At 63.5% G+C, this 21259-nt stretch carries 22 protein-coding genes; 3 read left to right on the top strand and 19 right to left on the bottom strand.

Annotated elements, in window-relative coordinates; translation table 11 throughout:
* Positions 1–41 precede the first annotated feature (41 nt).
* Positions 42–1580, top strand: coding sequence for an ATP-dependent DNA helicase (locus AC0IPL_RS20160; RefSeq protein ID WP_474276913.1), 1539 nt, complete (start codon positions 42–44; stop codon positions 1578–1580).
* Positions 1577–2314 (top strand): SDR family oxidoreductase, encoded by a 738-nt coding sequence (locus AC0IPL_RS20155; protein WP_474276912.1) that lies wholly within the window; start codon positions 1577–1579, stop codon positions 2312–2314. Before AC0IPL_RS20160 ends, AC0IPL_RS20155 begins: the two co-directional genes overlap by 4 nt.
* Positions 2315–2518: 204 nt before the next feature.
* Here the strand turns inward: AC0IPL_RS20155 and AC0IPL_RS20150 are convergent, their stop codons facing one another.
* The 19 genes from AC0IPL_RS20150 to AC0IPL_RS20060 form a co-directional block, all read right to left on the bottom strand.
* On the bottom strand, positions 2519–3304 hold the full coding sequence (locus AC0IPL_RS20150; RefSeq protein WP_474276924.1) for a TIGR02186 family protein: 786 nt from the start codon (positions 3302–3304) through the stop codon (positions 2519–2521).
* Positions 3305–3306: 2 nt separating this feature from the next.
* A complete protein-coding gene (locus AC0IPL_RS20145) occupies positions 3307–4230 on the bottom strand; it encodes a sulfite exporter TauE/SafE family protein (protein ID WP_474276911.1) in 924 nt (307 codons plus the stop codon).
* Between the two features lie 190 nt (positions 4231–4420).
* A complete protein-coding gene (locus AC0IPL_RS20140) occupies positions 4421–5428 on the bottom strand; it encodes an ABC transporter permease (RefSeq protein ID WP_474276910.1) in 1008 nt (335 codons plus the stop codon).
* A complete protein-coding gene (locus AC0IPL_RS20135) occupies positions 5428–6522 on the bottom strand; it encodes an ABC transporter permease (RefSeq protein ID WP_474276909.1) in 1095 nt (364 codons plus the stop codon). Before AC0IPL_RS20135 ends, AC0IPL_RS20140 begins: the two co-directional genes overlap by 1 nt.
* Positions 6523–8052, bottom strand: coding sequence for an ABC transporter ATP-binding protein (locus AC0IPL_RS20130; RefSeq protein ID WP_474276908.1), 1530 nt, complete (start codon positions 8050–8052; stop codon positions 6523–6525).
* A gap of 235 nt (positions 8053–8287) precedes the next feature.
* Complete coding sequence (locus AC0IPL_RS20125) at positions 8288–9286, bottom strand: BMP family lipoprotein (protein WP_474276907.1); 999 nt, start codon at positions 9284–9286, stop codon at positions 8288–8290.
* A 163-nt stretch (positions 9287–9449) separates the two neighbouring features.
* Positions 9450–9848 (bottom strand): GNAT family N-acetyltransferase, encoded by a 399-nt coding sequence (locus AC0IPL_RS20120; RefSeq protein WP_474276906.1) that lies wholly within the window; start codon positions 9846–9848, stop codon positions 9450–9452.
* 19 nt (positions 9849–9867) lie between these two features.
* A complete protein-coding gene (tsaB, locus tag AC0IPL_RS20115) occupies positions 9868–10464 on the bottom strand; it encodes a tRNA (adenosine(37)-N6)-threonylcarbamoyltransferase complex dimerization subunit type 1 TsaB (protein ID WP_474276905.1) in 597 nt (198 codons plus the stop codon).
* Positions 10465–10503: 39 nt separating this feature from the next.
* Positions 10504–11070 carry a NifU family protein gene (locus AC0IPL_RS20110; RefSeq protein ID WP_474276904.1) on the bottom strand — a complete coding sequence of 189 codons (567 nt, stop codon included), beginning with the start codon at positions 11068–11070 and terminating at the stop codon, positions 10504–10506.
* A gap of 193 nt (positions 11071–11263) precedes the next feature.
* Positions 11264–11719, bottom strand: coding sequence for a universal stress protein (locus AC0IPL_RS20105; RefSeq protein WP_474276903.1), 456 nt, complete (start codon positions 11717–11719; stop codon positions 11264–11266).
* A gap of 75 nt (positions 11720–11794) precedes the next feature.
* Positions 11795–12658 carry a branched-chain amino acid aminotransferase gene (locus AC0IPL_RS20100; protein WP_474276902.1) on the bottom strand — a complete coding sequence of 288 codons (864 nt, stop codon included), beginning with the start codon at positions 12656–12658 and terminating at the stop codon, positions 11795–11797.
* A 277-nt stretch (positions 12659–12935) separates the two neighbouring features.
* Positions 12936–13697: a Phenylacetic acid catabolic protein gene (locus tag AC0IPL_RS20095; protein ID WP_474276901.1), complete on the bottom strand. Its 762-nt coding sequence runs from the start codon at positions 13695–13697 to the stop codon at positions 12936–12938.
* A 23-nt stretch (positions 13698–13720) separates the two neighbouring features.
* Positions 13721–14794, bottom strand: coding sequence for a 1,2-phenylacetyl-CoA epoxidase subunit PaaE (paaE, locus tag AC0IPL_RS20090; protein WP_474276900.1), 1074 nt, complete (start codon positions 14792–14794; stop codon positions 13721–13723).
* 10 nt (positions 14795–14804) lie between these two features.
* The gene (paaD, locus tag AC0IPL_RS20085; RefSeq protein WP_474276899.1) at positions 14805–15278 is read right to left on the bottom strand and encodes a 1,2-phenylacetyl-CoA epoxidase subunit PaaD; all 474 of its coding nucleotides are present in this window, start codon (positions 15276–15278) and stop codon (positions 14805–14807) included.
* A gap of 97 nt (positions 15279–15375) precedes the next feature.
* A complete protein-coding gene (paaC, locus tag AC0IPL_RS20080) occupies positions 15376–16176 on the bottom strand; it encodes a 1,2-phenylacetyl-CoA epoxidase subunit PaaC (RefSeq protein WP_474276898.1) in 801 nt (266 codons plus the stop codon).
* The gene (gene paaB / locus AC0IPL_RS20075) at positions 16176–16460 is read right to left on the bottom strand and encodes a 1,2-phenylacetyl-CoA epoxidase subunit PaaB (protein ID WP_474276897.1); all 285 of its coding nucleotides are present in this window, start codon (positions 16458–16460) and stop codon (positions 16176–16178) included. Before paaB ends, paaC begins: the two co-directional genes overlap by 1 nt.
* A 58-nt stretch (positions 16461–16518) precedes the next feature.
* The gene (paaA, locus tag AC0IPL_RS20070) at positions 16519–17496 is read right to left on the bottom strand and encodes a 1,2-phenylacetyl-CoA epoxidase subunit PaaA (RefSeq protein ID WP_474276896.1); all 978 of its coding nucleotides are present in this window, start codon (positions 17494–17496) and stop codon (positions 16519–16521) included.
* A 24-nt stretch (positions 17497–17520) separates the two neighbouring features.
* Positions 17521–18723 carry a 3-oxoadipyl-CoA thiolase gene (gene pcaF, locus AC0IPL_RS20065; RefSeq protein ID WP_474276895.1) on the bottom strand — a complete coding sequence of 401 codons (1203 nt, stop codon included), beginning with the start codon at positions 18721–18723 and terminating at the stop codon, positions 17521–17523.
* Positions 18724–18825: 102 nt separating this feature from the next.
* Complete coding sequence (locus AC0IPL_RS20060) at positions 18826–19398, bottom strand: N-acetyltransferase family protein (protein ID WP_474276894.1); 573 nt, start codon at positions 19396–19398, stop codon at positions 18826–18828.
* Between the two features lie 128 nt (positions 19399–19526).
* On the opposite strand from AC0IPL_RS20060, the gene AC0IPL_RS20055 reads away from it, so the two are divergent.
* Positions 19527–21152 (top strand): sulfatase-like hydrolase/transferase, encoded by a 1626-nt coding sequence (locus AC0IPL_RS20055; protein WP_474276893.1) that lies wholly within the window; start codon positions 19527–19529, stop codon positions 21150–21152.
* Positions 21153–21259 lie beyond the last annotated feature (107 nt).

The following is a 21259-nucleotide window of genomic DNA, read 5'->3' as shown; positions in this document are numbered from 1 at the left end:
AGCCTCTGGCGGACCCGGCCCCGCGTCTGTAATGTCGCGTCATGACAGCCTTGCCCGTACAGTTTTCCGATGACCAGGCCACCGCTTATGACAGCGTGACCGAGCTCCTGCGCCAGGCGGGGATTGATCTTGATGACGGGCTTTTGCAGCCGCCGCGTGGCGATGCCGGGGTGATGGCGGTGATCGGCAAGGCGGGCTCGGGCAAGACGCTGCTGCTGGCGGAGCTGTACAAGGCACTGGAGCAAGCGGGCGTCGAGGTGGTGTCAGGCGATTATGAAAGCCGCAAGAAAAGCGACGACCGCCGGACCCTGGCGATTCTGGCACCCACCAACAAGGCGGCCAGCGTGCTGCGCCTGCGCGGCGTGCCCGCAACCACCATCCATCGCATTCTATATACCCCCGTCTACGACCCGGAGTATGAGCGTATCGCCGAATGGCTGGCCGGGCAGGGCGACAAGCCCGATATTGAGGGCCTCACCGAGGAGGCACTGGCCCGCGCCGCCGCCTTTTATGAGAAGAACAAGTCGATCCCCGGCGCGCTGGCCGCGGCGGGTTTGCGCGGCTCGGACTTCATCACCGGCTGGAAACGGCGCGAGGAGCCGCTGGACATCGGCTTTGTCGATGAGGCCTCGATGCTGGACGACCGCCAGTTCGCGGATCTGAAGGAGATCTTTCCGAACCTCATCCTGTTTGGCGATCCGGCGCAGCTGGCGCCGGTGAACCAGTCGGGCTCGATGGTGTTTGAAACCCTGCCGGAGCCGCGCCAGCTGGTTCTGAACCGCATCCACCGGCAGGAGGCGGGTAACCCGATCTTGGACCTTGCCCATGCGCTGGCCGATCCGCAGCTGGGGTTCGAGGACTTCGAGCGGATGATCGAGGACACCGCAAGGCGCGACGAGCGTGTGGTCTGGGGACAGCGGGTGGAGGTCGACCTGATGGCGCGCTCGCCGGTGCTGGTGTGGCGCAACAACACCCGCATCCGGCTGATCAACGCCTTCCGTGCCGTGCATGGCGCGCCAGAGGATGCGCTGATCGAAGGCGAGCCGCTGATCTGCGACGGGCTGGAACTGCCGATGAAACATCGCAAGAAACGTCTCGACCTGGAGGCGCGCGGCCTGATCAAGGGCGCGCAGGTGATCTTTCTCGGCGCGGGCCGCAAGCCGGGGTTTTCCCGCCTTCATGTGATGGGCGCGGAGGACCCGCAGGTTTCCGCCGCCTCGATCGTGAAAATCGAGAAACCCGATGAGGAAGAACCCTTCATCCCCTATGCCGCCCGCATGGGGGCCACCTTTCTGCACGGCGCGGCGGTGACCATCCACAAGGCGCAGGGCTCGCAGTGGGATACCACCCAGGTCTTTGCCCCTGATATCTATGCCGCCGCCCGTATGGGCCGGGTCGAGGCGGGCCAACCGCTGTGGAAACGGCTGGCCTATGTCGCCATCACCCGGGCGCAGGAGCGGCTGATCTGGGTGGTGCGCAACCGGCTGGCCAAACCCAGCGGCCCCTTGCAGGTGGACGACCTCAAGGCCGTCCCGGCGGCGGCCCTGACGCTGGAAATCCAGGAGGAAACCCCGGCATGAATAAAACGATCCTGATCACCGGCGCCAGTTCCGGCATCGGTCGCGCTGTGGCGCAATTGTTTCTGGGGGAGGGGTGGCACGTGGGGCTGCTGGCCCGCCGCGCTGACAAACTGGAGGAGGTGGCGCGAGGCCATACGCATGCCCATGTGCTGCCCGCCGATGTGACCGATCCGGCGGCGGTGGATCACGCGGTGAACAGCTTTGCCATGACGGCCGGGCGGTTGGACGTGCTGTTCAACAACGCGGGCATCTTCACGCCCCCTGCCACCATCGACGAGATCCCGCTGGAGGACTGGTTTGCCTCGGTGAACGTCAACCTCAACGGCATGTTCCTGGCCGCCCGTTCGGCGTTTCGCCAGATGCGGCACCAGACGCCGCGGGGCGGGCGCATCATCAACAACGGCTCCATTGCCGCCCATGTGCCACGGCCGCAGTCGGCGCCTTATGCGGCGACCAAGGCGGCGATCACCGGCCTGACCAAAAGCCTGTCGCTGGATGGCCGCGCCTATGACATCGCCTGTGGCCAGATTGACATCGGCAATGCCCGCACCCCGATGGTAGAGACGCTGAGCCAGCGCCAGGCGGCCGCCGAGCCCGAGGCGGAGCCAATGCAGAGCTTTGCGGTGGAGGATGCGGCGCGGTCGGTGCTGCACATGGCCGATCTGCCATTGGAGGCCAACGTGCAGTTTATGACGGTGATGGCCACCAAGATGCCCTATATCGGCCGCGGTTGAGGGGGGCCTCCCGCCCGGGGCGGTACATCAAAAATGCACCTCCCCAGTTGGGCGTTGCGCTGCGCTGGTGCGCAGCGTGCCTCCGGCGGGAGTATTTGACCCAGAAAGAGGCAAGGTGACTACGTAATCTGCCGTTGGCTCTTTCTGGTCAGAAATACTCCGGGGTGAATTGGCCGTCAGGCCAAGAGGGGCTGGCCCCAGATGTCACCGATTGCGCAGCAGGCTGAAGGCGGCAGATGCGCCCCATCCGGCGGCAATGGCAATCGCCAGCGACATCAGCCCATAGAGAAACGGCTGTTCGCGCGACAGGGCATAGAGAAATTTCTCCAGCCCGACTTTGCGCACGTCGATCGCGGTTTCATAGCTTGAAACCACCTCGCCGCCGCGGGTCAGGAAGATGCGCGTGGCGTAGGTGCCCTCGGTCAGGTTGGCGGGCATCCGGATGGCGGTTCGGAACAGGGTCTGCTCATCCACCGCCACGGTGTTCTCGCGCAGCGAATACAGGCCGTTTGTTTCGCGGATGCGCACTACCGCATCGGCGAAATCCTGCGCGCCACGGATATGCATCGCCGCCCCGACCGAGCGGATTGCACGTTCAATCGAGATACGGTGGCGCAGGTCTTCAGTGTCGGTCAGCACCTGGTGGAACGGCGCGCTGGTGGCCACGGCGTAAAAGGCGGGGGCGGAATCGACCAGGACCCTGTCAGCGTTGACCCAGATGCCCAGCTTCTTTTCCTTGCGACGCACCATCACCGCCGGGGCAGGGCCGGAGACCGTCACAACAACTTGCAGCGGGTCGTCGTCGGGGATCGGGGTTTCGCGTTTCACCGCGCCGAACACCAGAATTTCCGACCCGTCAAAAGTGGCGGTGATTGCCACGCGGTCCTGGCTGAGACCCAGCACCACCTCTTCTTTGCCCGCCTGCGCGTTTGCCTGCGGTGTTAACAGACATGTGGCGGCGGCCAGTACGGAGAGCAGAAGCCGACGCAACATCAGTGCCCCCCCGCCGCGCCGAGCGAGAACAGTTCCGCCGGTTGCAACAGCAGGTCCAGACCCAGTTTGACGCAGACCGCGATGACCATCAGGGCCAGTAGGATGCGCAGCTGTTCTGCCTTGAGGTAGACGCCGATGCGGGTGCCGATCTGTGCACCGATGACGCCGCCAATCAACAGAAGAACCGCCAGGACGATGTCGACGGTATAGTTGGTGGTTGCATGCAGCATGGTGGTGAAGGCGGTGACCAGAATGATCTGGAACAGGGAGGTTCCAACAACGACCTTGGTCGGCATGCCGAGGATGTAGATCATCGCGGGCACCATGATAAAGCCGCCGCCGACCCCCATGATCGCCGCCAGGATACCGACACAGATGCCGACCAGAATGGGCGGGATTACCGAGATATAAAGGCCCGAGGTGCGAAACCGCATCTTGAACGGCAGCGCATGCACCCAGCCACGTTGGCGCCGCGCGGCCGGGGCAGCGCCGTCTGCCTTGCGCGTCTTGCGGATGGCGTTGAGGCTTTCAACAAACATCAGCCCGCCAACCACGCCGAGAAAAACCACGTAGCACAGCTTGACCAGAAGATCGACTTGCCCCATCGCCTTGAGGTAGTTGAACACAACCACCCCCAGCGCCGCGCCGATGAGGCCGCCCGCCTGAAGCACCAGCCCCATCTTGATGTCGACCGTGCGCCTTCGGAAATGCGCCAGCACACCGGAAAAGGATGAGGCGACGATCTGGTTTGCCTCGGTTGCTACCGCCACCGCGGGCGGGATGCCGATGAAAAACAACAGCGGCGTCATCAGGAAGCCGCCGCCAACGCCGAACATGCCCGACAGTACCCCCACCAGGCCGCCAAGGCCCAGCAGCAGAAACGCGTTGACCGAAACCTCGGCTATGGGAAGGTAGATCTGCATAACCTTTGTTAGACCTGAGTTCGTTCAAAAATCAATGATCTATGCCGCTGTGCAGCGTGCAGGACTGATTTGACGCGGAAAACTGGACCTATTCGCGCCAAGGTCCGGAGCGCGGCACGCGTTGCAATGAAAACGCCCGGTGCAGGACCGGGCGTTTCAGCGGTAGAATGTCTTGGGGTCACGTCAGGCCTCAGCGTTCCTTGACATATGGTTGACCACCGGCGCGGGGCGGAATGGCCTTGCCGACAAAACCAGCCAGAATCACCACTGTCAGCACATAGGGGAGTGCGTCCATTGCCTGAACCGGGATCGTGAGCCCGCCCAGTTCAATGTTCTGGAAGCGCAGCGCGATGGCTTGCAGCAGGCCGAACAGCAGGCAGGCGCCCATGGCGTGCCAGGGCCGCCACTTGGCAAAAATCAGCGCTGCCAGCGCGATGAAGCCGCGGCCTGCGGTCATTTCCTTGACAAAGCCTGCCTGCAGCGCTGTGGCCAGATAGGCGCCGGCGATGCCGCACAGGAGGCCGCAGATCATCACCGCCGCGTAGCGCAGGCCGACAACCGACACCCCGGCGGTGTCCACCGCTGCCGGGTTTTCGCCCACGGCGCGCAGGCGCAGACCAAAGCGGGTGCGGAACAGGATCCACCAGGTCGCCGGCACCGCCAGAAGGGCGAAGTAGACCAGGATCGAGTGGCCGGATAGAAGCTCGGAGTAGACCAGGTGCACCGGATTGGCCTCGGCCATCAGGCGCGAGACCGGCTCGCCTGCGGCCTCTGCATCGGCGGGGCCGATGGCGAAGGGCCATTCCCAGCCCTCAAAGCGGCCGCCGCTGAACAGTGACGGTGTGCGTCCGCCCTGTTTGAACCAGTCCTGGGCGATCAGCACCGTCAGGCCAGAAGCGAGGAAGTTGATTGCCACCCCGGAAATCAGCTGGTTGCCGCGGAAGGTGATCGACGCGACCCCGTGCAGCAGGGCCAGAACCAGCGAGGAGGCGATACCTGCCAGCAAGCCCAGCCAGACATTGCCGGTGACCGCCGCCACGGCGGCCGAGAAAAAGGCCGCCATCAACATCTTGCCCTCGAGCCCGATGTCAAAGATGCCCGCTCGTTCGGAGAACAGACCCGCCAGGCACGCCAGCAGCAGCGGCGTGGCCAGGCGGACGGTGGAGTCCAGGATCTGGATTATGGTCAGGAAATCCATCAGTTCTGCCCCTTCCGAACCGCGATGAAGATCCGCTCCAGCGGCATCCGCACCATGTTGTCCAGCGCACCGGTAAACAGGATCACAAGAGCCTGGATCACCACGATCAGCTCACGCGGGATCGAGGTCCACAGCGCCAGCTCAGCGCCGCCCTGGTAGAGAAAACCGAAGAGGATTGCGGCCAGGAACACGCCAAAGGGGTGGTTGCGCCCCATGAGTGCCACGGCGATGCCGATGAAGCCGGCCCCTTCGGTGGAATTCAGAACCAGTCGCTCAGCCTCGCCCATGACGTTGTTGATGGCCATCATCCCGGCCAGCGCGCCGGAAATCAGCATGGCGATCATCACGATCCGAACCGAGGAAATACCGGCATAGCGCGCCGCCGGTTCGGATTTGCCCAGGGACCGGATTTCGTAGCCCAGCGGGGTGCGCCAGATCAGCAGCCAGATCGCCACGCAGGCGCCCAAGGCGACCAGCAGGCTGACATTTGCGGGGCCGGATTTCGAGAACTCGATCCCCAGGGGGGCCAGCATTTCATGCAGCGACGGCAGGTGGACGGTTTCGGGAAAACGCGCCGAGGCCGGATCCTGCGAGCCCTTGGGGCGCAGCACGTTGACCAGCATGTAGTTCAGCACCGCGGCCGCGATGAAGTTGAACATGATGGTGGTAATCACGATATGGCTGCCACGCTTGGCCTGCAGATAGGCGGGAATGGCGGCCCAGGCGGCGCCAAACAGACCCGCGCCCAAGGCGGCAAAGATCAGCGCCAGCGACCAATGCGGCCAGGGGATGAACAGGCAGACCAGCGCGACGCCCAGGCCCCCCAGCATCGCCTGGCCTTCGCCGCCGATGTTGAATAGGCCTGCATGCGCAGCCACCGCCACCGCAAGACCGGTGAACATGAAGTTGGTGGCGTAATAGAGTGTATACCCCCAGCCATAGGTGGATCCGAGCGCGCCATCGACCATCAGGTTGACCGCGGCCACCGGGTCTTCGCCGATGGCCAGGATCACCAGCGCCGACAGCACGGCGGCCAGCAGGAGGCTGATCAGCGGAATCAGGACCACATCGGCCCATTTTGGCATCTTTTCCATTTACGCGGCCTCCCCCGCGACACCGGCCATCATCAGGCCGAGTTCTTTTTCGTCCGTCTGATCCGCCGGGCGTTCGCCCATGATCATTCCGTCAAACATCACCGCGACGCGGTCGGACAAGGACAGGATCTCTTCCAGCTCGACTGAGACGAGGAGGATGGCCTTGCCCTGGTCACGCAGGTCGACGATCTGCTTGTGGATGAATTCGATGGCGCCGATGTCGACGCCGCGGGTCGGCTGGCCCACCAGCAACAGGTCGGGGTTGCGCTCGATCTCGCGCGCGACCACGATTTTCTGCTGATTGCCGCCGGAAAAATTCTTGGCTGCCAGCCAGGGGTCGGGGGGGCGGACGTCGAATTTCTCCATCTTGGCCTCGGTATCGGCACGCAGGGCGGCGTTGTTCATCAACATCCCGTTTTGATAGGCCGGATCCCGGTGGTAGCCAAAGGCGACGTTTTCCCAAGCATGGAAATCCATGATGAGACCTTCACGCTGGCGATCTTCCGGCACGTGGCCGATGTGGGCCGCGCGACGGGCACCGCCGTCGGCGCCATGGCCTGACAGGGCCAGCGGCTCGCCATGCAGCCTGATGCTGCCGGTGCCCTCGCGCATGCCGCCCAGAACCTCCAGAAGCTCTGACTGTCCGTTGCCCGCAACACCCGCGATGCCGACGATCTCGCCTGCGCGCACGGTCAGGTCGATGCCCTTCAGACGCTCGACGCCCGCGCTGTCGACCACCCGCAGCCCTTCGACCTGCAACACCGGTGCGCCGGGTTGCGCGGGCACCTTGTCGACCCGCAGAAGCACCTTGCGGCCGACCATCAGCTCGGCCAGATGCTCGGGGCTGGTCTCGGCGGTCTTGACGGTAGCGGTCATCTCGCCGCGCCGCATCACCGACACGGTGTCAGTATATTCCATGATTTCACGCAGCTTATGCGTGATGAGGATTATGGTTTTCCCCTCGGCGCGCAGCCGGTCGAGGATGCGGAACAGCTGGTCCGCCTCCGAGGGGGTCAGCACCCCGGTCGGCTCGTCCAGGATCAGGATCTCCGCCTTGCGGTACAGCGCCTTGAGGATCTCGACCCGCTGCTGGGCGCCGACGCCGATTTCGTCAATGCGCTTGTCGGGATCGACGAACAGCTCGTATTCCTCCTCCAGCGCCTTCAGCTCCTTGCGGGCACGGGTCAGCGAGGGCATCAGCATGCCGCTGTCCTCCGCCCCCAGCACGATGTTCTCCAGAACGGTGAAGTTCTCCACCAGTTTGAAATGCTGGAACACCATGCCGATGCCTGCGGCGATGGCGGCCTGGCTGTCGGGAATCTCGGTGCGGGTGCCGTTGATCCAGACTTCGCCTTTGTCGGCTTTGTAAAACCCATAGAGAATCGACATCAGCGTCGATTTCCCGGCGCCGTTTTCACCGATTATACCGTGAATGGTGCCGGGGGCGACGCGAATGGAAATGTCCTTGTTTGCCTGGACCGGGCCAAAGGCCTTGGAGATACCTTTGAGTTCGATGGCGGGGGCGGTCAAGTGGGCTCTCCCATGCCTGAAAATCCGATGTTCTGCACTGGCTTGCCGTCATGCAACCAGGCGCGGGGCTGATGTGCGGCGCACGCCTTGGACGGGACGGCGGTGCCGGAACCGGAGTGAAAAAAGAGGAACCCGCCCCCCGTGTCCGCCAAAGCGGCGCGGGAGGCGGGTGATGGCAGGCCCCAGACGGCAAACGGGATATGCAGAAACACCGTCATGGCCCGGGGCAATCAGATCAGAAGCTCAGTGCCGGGCAGCTGTCGTTCTCATAGTAGCTCGCCACGCTGATGTCGCCTGCAATGATCTTCTCGCGGGCTTCGTCTACGGCGGCCTTCATCTCCTCGTTGACCAGCGGTGCGTTGTGCTCATCCATCGCAAAGCCGACGCCGTCTTCGGCCAGGCCCATGGTAAAGACGCCGGTTTCCAGATCCTCGCCTGCCTTCATCGCGTCATAGACGGCCACGTCCACACGCTTGAGCATCGAGGTCAGCACTTTGCCGGGGTGCAGGTGGTTCTGGTTGCTGTCCACACCAATCGACAAGATGCCTTCGTCAGCGGCGGTTTGCAGCACGCCAACACCGGTGCCGCCAGCCGCGGCATAGATCACGTCAGCGCCCTGGCTGATCTGCGACTTGGTCAGCTCGGAGCCTTTGACCGGATCGTTCCAGGCCGCCGGAGTGGTGCCTGTCATGTTGGCGACGATCTTGGTATCGGGGTTCACTGCCTTGACACCCTGGGCATAGCCGCAGGCGAAGTGGCGGATCAGCGGGATGTCCATGCCGCCGATGAAGCCGACCGTGTCGGATTTGGACGCCATCGCCGCCATCATACCCACCAGATAGGAGCCTTCATGTTCGGCAAAGCCGATTTGGCGCACGTTGGGGGCCTCCAGCCAGGTCACGTCGACGGCTACGAACTTGGTATCCGGGTAGTCGGCCGCGACAGTGCTCAGTGGATCCGCCATGGCAAAGCCCATGGTGATGACCGGGTTTGCGCCAGCCTCGGCAAAGCGGCGCAAGGCTTGCTCCCGCTGGGCTTCGGACTGCAGCTCGATCTCGCGGTAGCTGCCGCCGGTCTCTTCGGCCCAGCGGCTGGCGCCGTTATGGGCGGCCTCGTTGAAGCTCTTGTCGAATTTGCCGCCCAGGTCGAAGATCAGCGCCGGCTCTGCCAATGCGGCGCCTGCGGTCAGCGCCAGCGACGCGGCCGCGCCCATCAGCGATTTCATCAGGGTCATCAGGAAACTCCCGTTATCATTTTTGTTGGATGCAGCGGGGATTTGCCGCTGCCCGGCCCCGTTCAGGCCAAAAGGGTGCGGCAATTTAGCCTGCAGGGCAGGGAGAGGGTCAACTGCTTTTTGACCAATTGGTGCGAAATAGCGGCCTGAGCAGCAAAGTGGCCTAACGTAAAGCTTTGCGCATCAGCAACGCATCGATAGCTTTGGCCTGTGGGCGCGGGTAATAACCGCGCCGTCGTCCGCAAATTGCGAATCCGCTCGACCGGTAAAGCGCCTGTGCCGGCGCGTTGTCGGCGGCCACTTCCAGGAAAACCTCAGCCACGCGCCGCGCCTGCAAATCCGTTTCCCACCCAGCGATGCAGCGGCGCGCCAAGCCTTGGCACTGGTGGTCAGGATGGGTCGCAATGGTCAGCAGTTCGGCCTCATCGGCGATGACCCGCAACAGGGCAAAGCAGCGGATGTCGCCGGATGCGAAGGTAAACGGACTGTCCAGCAAGGCGACGAATTCGGCTTCGCTCCAGGGGCGGGACTGGGTGAAGGCGGCAGCATGGGTGGCGGCCATCTGCGCGGCGGTCAGCCGGTCAGTCATCAATCAGCGCGGGCGGTACATCGCTGGAGGGCGCGGCATCGGCCGCGCGCAGATACAGCGGTGCGGGGGCGGTTTGCGGGGTGGCGAAACGCTTGCCCGCGATGCGGGCAATGGCCTCGGCGATACCGGGCGGGCTGGCAACGGGCGCACAGGTCAGCCCGGCGCCGCGCGCGGCATCTTCAGCCTCATGGCGGGGCATCAGACGCGGCGCCTCGCCCGGCAGGGCAGCATAGACCTGCTCGCGCGGCGCTGGCACCGCGGGGAGGCTGCCCTCAGCGGCGCGGGCCTCAAACCCGTTGACGCCCACCGCCGGAATCTCCAGCCCCAACGCAAGGCCGCGTGCGGCAGAGACCGCAATCCGGATACCGGTGAAATTGCCAGGGCCGATGCCGACACCGATGGCAACGAGGTCGTCCCAGCCGACGCCACCCTCGGCCAGAACTTCCTCCAGCAGGGGCATCAGCCGTTCGGCTTGACCGCGAGACATTTCCTCCATCCGGGAGACCAGCAGCGCATCGCCGCGCAACAAAGCGGCCGCGCAATGCGCGGCCGATGTGTCGAACCCCAGAACCAGCGGTTCAGATGTCATCAGATGTCCTTTCGCACCGGATCAGGCCAGGCCGTCGGCTCAGATGGCAACCGGGCGCACTTCGGTCACTTCGGGAATATAATGACGCAGCAGGTTCTCGATGCCCATCTTCAAGGTCAGGGTCGAGGAGGGGCAGCCCGCGCAGGCGCCCTGCATATGCAGGTAGACAACGCCGCGGTCAAATCCGTGGAAGGTAATGTCGCCGCCGTCCTGGGCCACCGCGGGGCGCACACGGCTGTCCAGCAGTTCCTTGATCTGGTTGACGATCTCTGCGTCTTCGCCGGAGTGCTCGGCATGGCCCGAGGCCGGATCGGCGGAACCGTCCGCCATCACTGGCTGGCCGGACTGGTAGTGCTCCATCACCGCGCCCAGGATGGCGGGTTTGATGTGGTCCCAATCGACGCTGTCCTGCTTGGTCACGGTGACGAAGTCATTGCCGAAGAACACGCCGGTAACGCCCTCGACCGCAAAGATGCGGGCGGCCAGCGGCGATTTCGCAGCGGCTTCGGCGCTGGGGAAGTCGGCCGTGCCGACCTCCAGAACGGTCTGGCCCGGCAGGAATTTCAGCGTCGCCGGGTTGGGCGTGGATTCAGTCTGAATGAACATGGCGGGTCTCCGTTAAGCGTGACCCCGATATGCGCCTTGTGGCGCGCCAAGTCAAGATTTGGAACAATTCTAAGTTTGCGGCAGGTCAGGACGCACGGCGGGCGGCATCGAGGGCGGCTTTGATCCTGTCGCAGGCCCAGTTGCAGGCCGGATCGCGGGGTCAGCTGTCTGTCCGGATGGCGGGCGGGGGGCGTCAGGTGATGGCTTCCAGCCGCTCCTTGGACAGGTCACCCGGTACGATGGTGATCGGCACCGGCAGGGTGCCCGAGTTCTTGGTCAGTTGGGTGACCAGCGGACCCGGCCCCTTGCGGCCCAGCCCGGCGCCCAGCACCAGTACACCGATTTCCGCATCCCCCTCGATATAGTCGAGGATTTCCGGCACCGGCTCGCCCTCGCGGATGACCAGCTCCGGGTCGACGTTCTGCCGGTCGCGCATCCATTTGGCGAAAACTTCGAAATGGGCGTGGATGCGTTCGCGGGCTTCTTCGCGCATGACCTCGCCGACACCGATCCAGTGGTTGAACTCATCCGGCGGGATCACCGACAGGATGGTCACACCGCCGCCGGTATGCGCCGCGCGCATCGCGGCAAAGCGCATCGCGTTCAGGCATTCGCGGCTATCGTCCAGTACCACCAGAAATTTGCGCATCTCGCCTCTCTTGTTGCTGCGTCGCGGATCATGGCCCAAGCCGGTCGATCAGGCAAGAGAGCCTATGCGGTGCAGTCATTTCTGTCCGGCAGCCCAGTCCCAGTAAAGGTCGCGCACGCGCCGTGTGACCGGGCCGACCTGAAACTGGCAGTCGTCAAAAGCCGTGACGGGGGTCACCTTTGCCATGTTGCCGGACAGGAAGACCTCATCTGCGGTTTCGAAATCCTCGTAGGTCAGCACGCATTCGTTCACAGTGATGCCATCGGCACGCATGTTCGTGATGTGGCGAGCACGGGTGATGCCAGCCAGGAACGTGCCGTTCGGGATCGGGGTGAACACGGCGCCGTCGCGCACCATGAAGACATTGCTGGTGGCCGTTTCAGCCACATTGCCCATGGCGTCGAGCGCCAGCGCGTTGGTGAAACCCTTGCTGCGGGCCTCGCGCAGCATGCGGGCGTTGTTGGGATAAAGGCAGCCTGCCTTGGCGTTCACCACTGCGTTCTCCAGCACCGGGCGGCGGTAGCGGGTCCGCGTCAGCGTGGCGGCAGCATCGGGGGAGGGCATCGGGATCTCCTCCAGGCTGACGGCAAACTGCGTGCTGTCGGCGGCGGGCGCGATCAGCGTCGCGTCGCCATCGGTGGCCCAGTACATCGGTCGCACATAGACCGCCGCATCGACGGCAAAGCCTGCCAGCCCGTCGCGGATCAGCGCTGCCATCTCTGCCGCCTCCACTGTCGGTTCCATCATCAGGGCACGGGCTGAGGCATTGGTGCGGGCACAGTGAAGATCCAGATCCGGGGTCACCCCATCGAAATAGCGCGCGCCATCAAAGACAGAGGAGCCGAGCCACATGGCGTGGTCGGCCGCCCGCATGACGGCCACGTCGCCATCCTGCCAGCTGCCGTTGAAATAGGTCCGGATTGTGCTGCCCACCGCCATCGATCTGTCCTCTCGCTTGGTGGCGGAACGCTAGGCAGGAAAGAGTCGGACGTCCAGACCGTTTTCTGGGCCACACGCGCCTTCAGGACAAGCGCCGCATTGCCCATGGTCGGCACGCCATCTGCACCACGCAATCAAGCGGCATTGGTCTCGGGAAGGGCGGTGCCGCGCGCCGTCAGGCGCGCCGGGCCCAACTGGCTGCGCGCATGACAATGCGCGCAAGGCCGGGCGGGAGCCTGTGCTGGCCCCGGTCGCAGCACCCACGAGGGGCAGGGGGTCAGCTGACCGTGGACAACCCAACCTTTTCCAGGATGCGCGTGACCTGTTGCTGCCAGCGGGCCTTGAGATCCGCATTGGCGGTTCGGCGCAGGCCAAAGGTCTTCAGCCATTCGAATTTCTCCGAGTTTTCCTGACCGAAACTCGCCGCGACCCGTGGCCACCAATAATCGACCAGCTCTTGCAGACCCGCGGGCCCTTCTGCCTCCGCCAGGACCATCAGCCCCTCCTCGGCCAACTCGGCGTGGTGGGCTTCCAATGGCTGGATGGCGCGGAAGGCCTCGGCCAAGGGTTGGTAGGAAACATGGCTCAGCTCCTCCAGCTGCACAGCAACCGCGCGTCCCATCAAGAGGTTCATCACCACAGCATCCGCCCAGCCCTGCAGCGGGTAATTGAACACCGACAACCGCATGTCGTGGTGGCTGCGGCTTTGGCCGATGTCGGCATCGCGGTCGAGCCGCGCCGTCCAAGGGTGGTGATCGGCGTAGCGGGCGGTGTCCGCTCCGAATTCGCCCATCAGCCGCAGCACCTGTCCTGCGTGATTGGTCTTTTCCAGCACGATGCGGGCGGCGGCAACACGCGCCTGAATGCCCGGCGCGTGGTTGATGATGTCGGCAAAGCCCGCGGCTCCGGCCAGCTCGCTGTCGACAAAGGTCGCCATCAGCTTCAACAGCTCGGCGCGATAGCGCGGCGGCACGTTGACCGGGCTGCTGAGCACCCCGCCTTGTTTCAGGTAGCTTGCGATGCTCATCTCGTCCGTCATGGCCGGTCCTCCCCGGAAAGCCGTTACTGATCGTAGTCGACGACGACGCGGTCGGTCACCGGATAGGCCTGGCAGGACAGAACATAGCCCTTTTCGACCTCGTAATCCTCCAGCGCGTGGTTTGCGACCATCTCCACCTCGCCCTCCAGCACTTTGCAGCGACAGGTGGAGCAGACCCCGGCCTTGCAAGCGTAGGGCGCATCCATGGCGTTTTCCAGCGCCGCGTCCAGCAGCGTTATATCCTTGCCCATCTCGATGGTCTGGGTCGCGCCGTCCAATGTGATGGCGGCTTTGGTCTGGTTGGCGCCGCTGCACGCCTCAGTTGCGCCGGCCTTGCGCCGGGCACGGCCAGGCTGCGCCGAGGCGAACAGCTCGAACTTGATCTGAGCGTCGTCTAGGCCCGCCGTGCGCAGCGCCGCCGCGATGCCCAGCATCATCGGCTCCGGTCCGCAGATGAAGGCGGTGTCGACCGATGTGATGTCGATCCAGTGGTCGAACAACTGGGCGCATTTCTCTTCGGTCACCAGGCCGGTGAACAGGTCGATCTCCTGCGCGTCGCTTTCCAGCACGTGGATCACGTTGAGGCGGCCCATGTGCAGGTTCTTCAGATCCTCCAGCTCCTCGCGGAACATGATCGTGTTCACGCCCTTGTTGGCATAGACCAGCGTGAAGGACGACTGCGGCTCCGCGGCCAGCGTGGTCTTCAGGATCGACAGGACCGGCGTGATACCGGAACCGCCGGCAAAGCCCAGGTAGTGTTTTTCGACCGTCGGGTTCAACGGTGTGTGGAAACTGCCCATGGGGGGCATGGCCTGTAGTGTGTCACCGGGCTTCAGCTCGGTATTGGCCCAGGTCGAGAAGGCGCCGCCGTCGACGCGCTTGATGCCGACTTGCAGGATGCCTTCATCGCGCCCCGCACAGATCGAATAGCTGCGGCGCAGTTCCTCGCCGTCGAAGTTGCGGCGGAAGGTCAGATACTGACCTTGGGTAAAATCAAACTCCTTTGCCGCGCCGTTCGCGGGCTTCAGAGTGACCACCACCGCGTCGCGGATGGTCTTGCGGACGTCGGTGACTTCGAGATCGAAAAAGCGCGCCATCAGGGTCTCCTCAGATGCACTTGAAATAATCAAAGGGTTCTAGGCAGTCCTGGCAGCGCCAGTGGGCCTTGCAGGGGGTCGAGCCGAACTGGCTGACGCGGGTGACATGCGTGCTGCCGCAGTTGGGGCATTTTTCCGGTCCGCCGGCGGCCTGGGGCGGGGCGATGCCGTAGGCTTCCAGGCTGGCGCGGCCCTTGTCGGACAGCCAGTCGGTGGTCCAGGCGGGGGAGATTTGGGTTTTCAGCTTCAGATCGGTGATGCCATGGCTGCGCAGCGCGGTCTCAATATCCATCTGGATCACCGCCGTCGCCGGGCAGCCCGAATAGGTCGGGGTGACGGTGACCTCCAGCGTCTCGCCTTGCCACGCGACATCGCGGATGATGCCCAGATCCACCAGCGAGATCACCGGGATTTCCGGATCGGGAACGGTGTCAAGCCAGTCCCAGATCTGGTCGAGGCTTGGCTGACTTGTCACTTGGCTCATGCGGTTTACTTTCGCTCTGCACCGCCCGGCCACAAGGCCGGATCGTGCCTGTCCGCCGCCATGGCTGGGCGGCGTCCTCAGTTCCTTGGCTGTTGCTTTACCACTTGGCGCCGGGATAGGCGCGCTGCAACCATTGCATCTGGGTCAGCAGGTGGCCCAGATGTTCAGTGTGCATTGCGCCAGTCCGTCCGCCCTTGTGGCCAAAGCGGCTGTCGGGAATGGTCAGCGTCGCTTCGCCCAGAACGCGCATCACCTGCGCATCATACTCCGCGCGCAAACTTGCCGGATCAGGGGCGATGCCCGCCTGCACCATGGCGGCGTCTCCCGCGTCGGACTGGAACATCTCACCCACGTAAGGCCACAGGTAGTCGAGTGCCGCCTGCATCCGCGCGCGGCTATCTTCGGTGCCATCGCCCAGGGCAATCACCGTTTCGGCGGAGCGGTCCAGATGATAGGCGACTTCCTTGCTGGCCTTTTCGGCAATGGCGGCAACGCGTGGATCAGAAGCGTTTATCAATCGTCCCAGTTGGAGCGCATGCCACGCATCGAACAGGAATTGGCGCATCAGGGTCTGGCCAAAGTCACCGTTTGGCATCTCGACCAGCAGCAGGTTGCGGAAACCCCAGGCATCACGCAGGAAGGCGAGGTCGTCGGCGGATTTGCCTTCGCCCTGCACCTCTGCCGCAAGGCCGAGCCACATCTGGGTCTGGCCGATCAGGTCCAGTGCGATGTTGGCCAGCGCGATGTCCTCTTCCAGCACCGGCGCATGGCCGCACCATTCGCTGACCCGGTGGCCGAGGATCAGAGTGTTATCCCCCATCCGCAACAGAAATTCGACAAAGGCATCCTGTTGGGCGGAAGCCGGGGTCGCGGCGGCGGTGGCAGCGGCGGTCGCCATCACATCGCCCCCACTTCGTCGGGAATGTCAAAGAACGTCGGGTGGCGGTAGACCTTGCTTTCAGCGGGTTCATACAGCGGTCCCTTGTCGCCAGGCGAGGACGCGGTGATGTTGTTGGCTTCCACCACCCAGATCGACACGCCCTCATTGCGGCGGGTGTACACGTCGCGTGCGTTCTTGATCGCCATTTCGGCGTCGGGGGCGTGCAGCGATCCGACGTGGCGGTGGCTCATGCCGTGCTGGCCGCGGATGAAGACTTCCCAGAGGGGCCATTCGTTTTTCATATCTCTAATCCTCCTGGCTGAGGGGGCATCACGCAGCGGGATGCCGGAAGGCTTGGGGTTATTCGGCGGCGTGTTTGTGCGCGGCTTTCTTGCGGGCGTGCGCCAGCATGCCGTCACGGACCCATTTGCCGTCGTCCCAGGCCTTGTTGCGGGCGGCAAGGCGGTCGGTGTTGCAGGGGCCGTTGCCCTTGATCACGTCAAAGAATTCACCCCAGTCGGGATCGGTGAAATCATAGTGGCCGCGTTCCTCGTTCCATTTCAGGTCCGGGTCCGGGATAGTCAGGCCGAGAAATTCTGCCTGTGGCACGGTCTGGTCGACGAATTTCTGGCGCAGCTCGTCATTGGTGTTCATTTTTATTTTCCAGGCCATCGACTGCGCGGAATGGACCGAGTCCTTGTCCGAGGGGCCAAACATCATCAGCGACGGGAACCACAGCCGGTTCAGTGCATCCTGGGCCATCTTCTTTTGCTCGGGCGTGCCTTCGGCCATCTTGCGGATGGCGTCATAGCCCTGACGCTGGTGGAAGCTCTCTTCCTTGCAGACGCGGATCATGGCGCGGGAATAAGGCCCATAGGAGGTCCGTTGCAGCGGCACCTGGTTCATGATTGCCGCGCCATCGACCAGCCAGCCAACAGCGCCGATGTCGGCCCAATTCAGCGTCGGGTAGTTGAAGATCGACGAATATTTCATCCGCCCGTCCAGCAGCATTTCCGTCATCTCGTCGCGAGAGATGCCCAGCGTTTCGGCGGCGCAATACAGGTACAGACCGTGGCCTGCCTCATCCTGCACCTTGGCCAGCAGGATCGCCTTGCGCTCCAGCGTCGGCGCGCGGGTGATCCAGTTGCCCTCAGGCAGCTGGCCGACGATTTCGGAGTGGGCGTGCTGGCCGATCTGGCGGATCAGCGTCTTGCGGTAGCCTTCTGGCATCCAGTCCTTGGGCTCGATCTTCTCGCCCGCGTCGATGCGCGCCTGAAAGGCCGCCAGCTGTTCGGGGTCGTCCTGGGTTGCCTCGGATTTGACCATCTGAGCATACATGTCTGGGACCTCCTACGGGTTAGATTACACGCGTTCCAGGATCAGGGCTGTTCCCTGTCCGACACCGACGCACATGGTGCAAAGCGCATAACGACCACCGCTGCGCTGCAACTGATAGGCCGCGGTCAGCACCAGCCGCGCGCCGGACATGCCCAGCGGGTGGCCGATCGCAATCGCGCCGCCATTGGGGTTAACATGGGGTGCGTCATCCGCGATGCCAAGTTCGCGCAGGGTGGCAAGGCCTTGGCTGGCGAAAGCCTCGTTCAGCTCGATCACGTCCATTTGTTCGATGGTCAGACCGGTGCGTTCCAGCACCTTGCGGGTGGCGGGCACCGGGCCGATGCCCATGATGCGCGGCTCAACCCCGGCGGCGGCCATGCCGACGATGCGGGCCATCGGTTTCAGCCCGTTTTTGGTAGCCGCAGCTTCACTGGCCATCAGGATTGCCGCGGCCCCGTCATTCACGCCCGAGGCATTGCCCGCGGTCACCGACTTGTCCGGGCCATTGACGCCCTTGAGCTTTGCCAGCTTGGCGGCATCGGTGCCGGGGCGGGGGTGTTCGTCGGTGTCGATCACCAGATCCTCGCCCTTGCGCTGGGGGATGGTGACGGGGGTGATTTCATCGTTGAAAATGCCAGCCTCATTGGCCGCGGCCCAGCGGGCTTGGCTGCGGGCGGCAAAGGCGTCCTGGTCTTCGCGCGAGACGCCGTAATCCTCGGCCACGTTATCGGCGGTCTGGGGCATGGAGTCGGTGCCGTACATGTCGTGCATGCGCTTGTTCACAAAGCGCCAGCCGATGGTGGTGTCATAGACCGCATTGGCGCGGGTGAAAGCGGAGGTCGCCTTGGGCATCACGAAGGGCGCGCGGCTCATGCTCTCAACCCCGCCGGCGATGGCCATGTCATAATCGCCTGCCCTGATGCCGCGCGACGCCATGCCAACTGCATCCATACCCGAGGCACAGAGCCGGTTGATGGTGGTGCCGGGCACGGTGGTCGGCAGGCCGGCCAGCAGGGCGGCCATGCGGGCCACGTTTCGGTTGCTTTCGCCAGCCTGGTTGGCGTCGCCCAGGATCACATCGTCCAGGCTGCCCCAGTCCACATTAGGATTGCGGGCGGCAAGCGCGGCAATCGGCAGCGCGGCCAGATCGTCGGTGCGCAATTGGCTGAGGGCACCGCCGTAGCGGCCGATTGGGGTGCGGGTGGCATCGCAGATGAAAGCATCCATGGGTGTTCGCGTCTCCTGTGGTGCTGGCGGGCATTACCCGACCGTAGGGTCGGTGATACGCCGAATGGCGATTCGCAGCAAGTTAATTGTAACACGGCATAACTATGATCGGTAATTCTGTAACGCATTGGTTGTTGTCGCATTCGCGGGCAAGTGATCGCAGAATTGGAAAATATCGTTGGGATACGTCTCGCCATAGATTGTGAAATGAGTCACGCCAACCCGCTCAAAGCCGTTGCGCAGATAAAACCGGATGGCGGGGGCGTTTTCCGAATTAGTGGTGAGCCAGGGCGCATCCCAGGCGTTCTGCTGGCACAGCGTCAGCCCGGCCGTCAGTAACCGCTGCCCGGTGCCGCCGCCATGGTGGCGGGGCTGCACATACAGGGTAGAGATCTCGGTTTGCGAAGCTGTTTTTGCAGGGCTGGGGCAGTTGTGCGTCAGGCGGATATATCCGGTGATCCCCATCTGGTGTTCTGCGACCAGCACCCTGTCCAGCGGGTCTTGCAGCGCGGCAGCAAAATGAGCTGGCGTGTAGTGGTCCAGCACGTAATCGGCAAAGTGGCCGCTGACGCCTTCGCGCAGGTAGGTGCCCAACCAGACCTCGATTGACAGGGCGGCGAGGCTGGAGCAGTCGCTGGCAGCGGCGGGGCGGATGGTGCCGGGGGATGTGGACATTAAGGCATCTGTTCGCAGTTATCAAAAACCCGAGCGTCAGCCAGCGGCGCGGACAGGTCAAGAAACATCACTCGTCAACAATGCTTCACCTGTTTAATATCGCCGCGGCAGGATCCGGGGAGGCGCCAATGAACATTCTTTATATCATGTTTGACCAGCTGCGGTTTGATTACCTCAGCTGCGCAGGGCATCCGCATCTGCACACGCCGCATATAGATGCGCTGGCGGCCAAGGGTGTGCGGTTCACCCGCGCCTATGTGCAGTCGCCCACCTGTGGCTCTTCGCGGATGTCGAGCTATACCGGCCGCTACCCTTCCAGCCACGGGGTGCAGTTCAACGGCTACCCGCTGCGGGTGGGCGAGTGGACCATGGGCGACCATCTGCGCAAGGCGGGCATGGGCTGCCACCTGATCGGCAAGACGCATATGGTGGCGGACGCCGAAGGCCTGCAGCGGCTGGGACTGGCCCCGGACAGTGTGATCGGCGTGCGCCAGTCGGAATGCGGCTTTGACCCTTGGGTCCGCGACGACGGGCTGTGGGCTGAGGGACCGGACGGTTTCTATGACCAGAAACGCAGCCCCTATAACGAATATCTAAAGAACAAAGCCTATCCCGGTGACAACCCGTGGAATGATTTCGCCAATGCGGGGATCGAGGGCGAGGATGTCGCCTCTGGCTGGTTTATGGTCAATGCCGACAAGCCCGCCAATATCGCGGAGGAAGACAGCGAAACCCCCTGGCTGACCACGCAGGCGATGCAGTTCATTGATCAGGCCGAGGGCCCGTGGTGCGCGCATCTAAGCTATATCAAACCGCATTGGCCCTATATCGTGCCGGCTCCCTATCACGATATGTATGGGCCGGAACATGTGCTGCCGGTGGTGCGCGCCAACGCGGAACGCGCGGAGGCGCATCCGGTGTTCCGGGGCATGATGGACAATCAGATCGGCAAGACCTTCAGCCGCGACGAGGTGCGCGAGAAGGTGATTCCTGCGTATATGGGGCTGATCAAACAGGCCGATGACCAGATGGGCCGCCTGTTTTCCTGGCTCGAAGAAACCGGCAGGATGCAGGACACGTTGATCGTCATCACCTCGGACCACGGTGATTACCTCGGCGATCATTGGCTTGGGGAAAAGAACCTGTTCCACGAGCCTTCGATCAAGGTGCCGCTGATTGTCTATGATCCGCGCAAGGAGGCAGATGCCACACGTGGAACAACCTGTGATGCGCTGGTCGAAGCTATTGATCTTCTGCCCACCTTCCTGGAGGTGGCCGGTGGTGATCCCGCGCCGCATATCCTGGAAGGGCGATCGCTGCTGCCTTGGCTGCACGGCAGGACCCCGGACTGGCGCGACTATGCGGTGGCCGAGTTTGATTATGCCACCATGCCGCTGTGCGAAAAACTGGGACTGGCGCCAAAGGACGCGCGGCTGTTCATGATCACTGACACCCGATGGAAGTTCATGCACGCGGAGGGCGGGTTGCGGCCGATGCTGTTCGATATGGAAAATGACCCGGACGAGCTGGTGGATCTGGCCAAGGACGACGCGCATCAGGCGGTCATCGATATGATGTATGACCGGTTGCTCGAATGGGGCTTGCGGATGTCGCAGCGCATCACCCTATCGGATGCGCAGATCAAGGCGCGGCGCGGCACATCTGACCGCAAGGGTATCTTGCTGGGCGTCTACGAGGCCGATGAGCTGGCGCCGGAGTTGACAGAAAAATATCGCGGGCCGGTGCCTCAATAGCATAACCGCGCAGCCAACTGGCGTGGCGCGTTTTCATCGTACCAGAAATACTCCGGGGGCAGCGCTCCCCAATCTGCGTTGCCAGCAGGCGGTGGCGGGCCTAAATT

The organism is Leisingera sp. SA32, from assembly GCF_056033425.1.
The sequence above is the reverse complement of the archived record's forward strand: the minus strand, read 5'-3'. Positions and strand labels throughout refer to the sequence as shown.

Coding starts and splice junctions, on each gene's coding strand:
- pcaF (WP_474276895.1), bottom strand. CDS start 18,723: ATGGATGCTTTCATCTGCGATGCCACCCGCACCCCAATCGGCCGCTAC.
- AC0IPL_RS20095 (WP_474276901.1), bottom strand. CDS start 13,697: ATGACGGACGAGATGAGCATCGCAAGCTACCTGAAACAAGGCGGGGTG.
- AC0IPL_RS20060 (WP_474276894.1), bottom strand. CDS start 19,398: ATGTCCACATCCCCCGGCACCATCCGCCCCGCCGCTGCCAGCGACTGC.
- AC0IPL_RS20125 (WP_474276907.1), bottom strand. CDS start 9,286: ATGACCCTGATGAAATCGCTGATGGGCGCGGCCGCGTCGCTGGCGCTG.
- paaB (WP_474276897.1), bottom strand. CDS start 16,460: ATGAAAAACGAATGGCCCCTCTGGGAAGTCTTCATCCGCGGCCAGCAC.
- AC0IPL_RS20160 (WP_474276913.1), top strand. CDS start 42: ATGACAGCCTTGCCCGTACAGTTTTCCGATGACCAGGCCACCGCTTAT.
- AC0IPL_RS20140 (WP_474276910.1), bottom strand. CDS start 5,428: ATGGATTTCCTGACCATAATCCAGATCCTGGACTCCACCGTCCGCCTG.
- paaA (WP_474276896.1), bottom strand. CDS start 17,496: ATGTATGCTCAGATGGTCAAATCCGAGGCAACCCAGGACGACCCCGAA.
- paaD (WP_474276899.1), bottom strand. CDS start 15,278: ATGAGCCAAGTGACAAGTCAGCCAAGCCTCGACCAGATCTGGGACTGG.
- AC0IPL_RS20105 (WP_474276903.1), bottom strand. CDS start 11,719: ATGCGCAAATTTCTGGTGGTACTGGACGATAGCCGCGAATGCCTGAAC.
- AC0IPL_RS20155 (WP_474276912.1), top strand. CDS start 1,577: ATGAATAAAACGATCCTGATCACCGGCGCCAGTTCCGGCATCGGTCGC.
- AC0IPL_RS20135 (WP_474276909.1), bottom strand. CDS start 6,522: ATGGAAAAGATGCCAAAATGGGCCGATGTGGTCCTGATTCCGCTGATC.
- AC0IPL_RS20055 (WP_474276893.1), top strand. CDS start 19,527: ATGAACATTCTTTATATCATGTTTGACCAGCTGCGGTTTGATTACCTC.
- AC0IPL_RS20145 (WP_474276911.1), bottom strand. CDS start 4,230: ATGCAGATCTACCTTCCCATAGCCGAGGTTTCGGTCAACGCGTTTCTG.
- paaC (WP_474276898.1), bottom strand. CDS start 16,176: ATGGCGACCGCCGCTGCCACCGCCGCCGCGACCCCGGCTTCCGCCCAA.
- paaE (WP_474276900.1), bottom strand. CDS start 14,794: ATGGCGCGCTTTTTCGATCTCGAAGTCACCGACGTCCGCAAGACCATC.
- AC0IPL_RS20100 (WP_474276902.1), bottom strand. CDS start 12,658: ATGGCGGTGGGCAGCACAATCCGGACCTATTTCAACGGCAGCTGGCAG.
- AC0IPL_RS20110 (WP_474276904.1), bottom strand. CDS start 11,070: ATGTTCATTCAGACTGAATCCACGCCCAACCCGGCGACGCTGAAATTC.
- tsaB (WP_474276905.1), bottom strand. CDS start 10,464: ATGACATCTGAACCGCTGGTTCTGGGGTTCGACACATCGGCCGCGCAT.
- AC0IPL_RS20120 (WP_474276906.1), bottom strand. CDS start 9,848: ATGGCCGCCACCCATGCTGCCGCCTTCACCCAGTCCCGCCCCTGGAGC.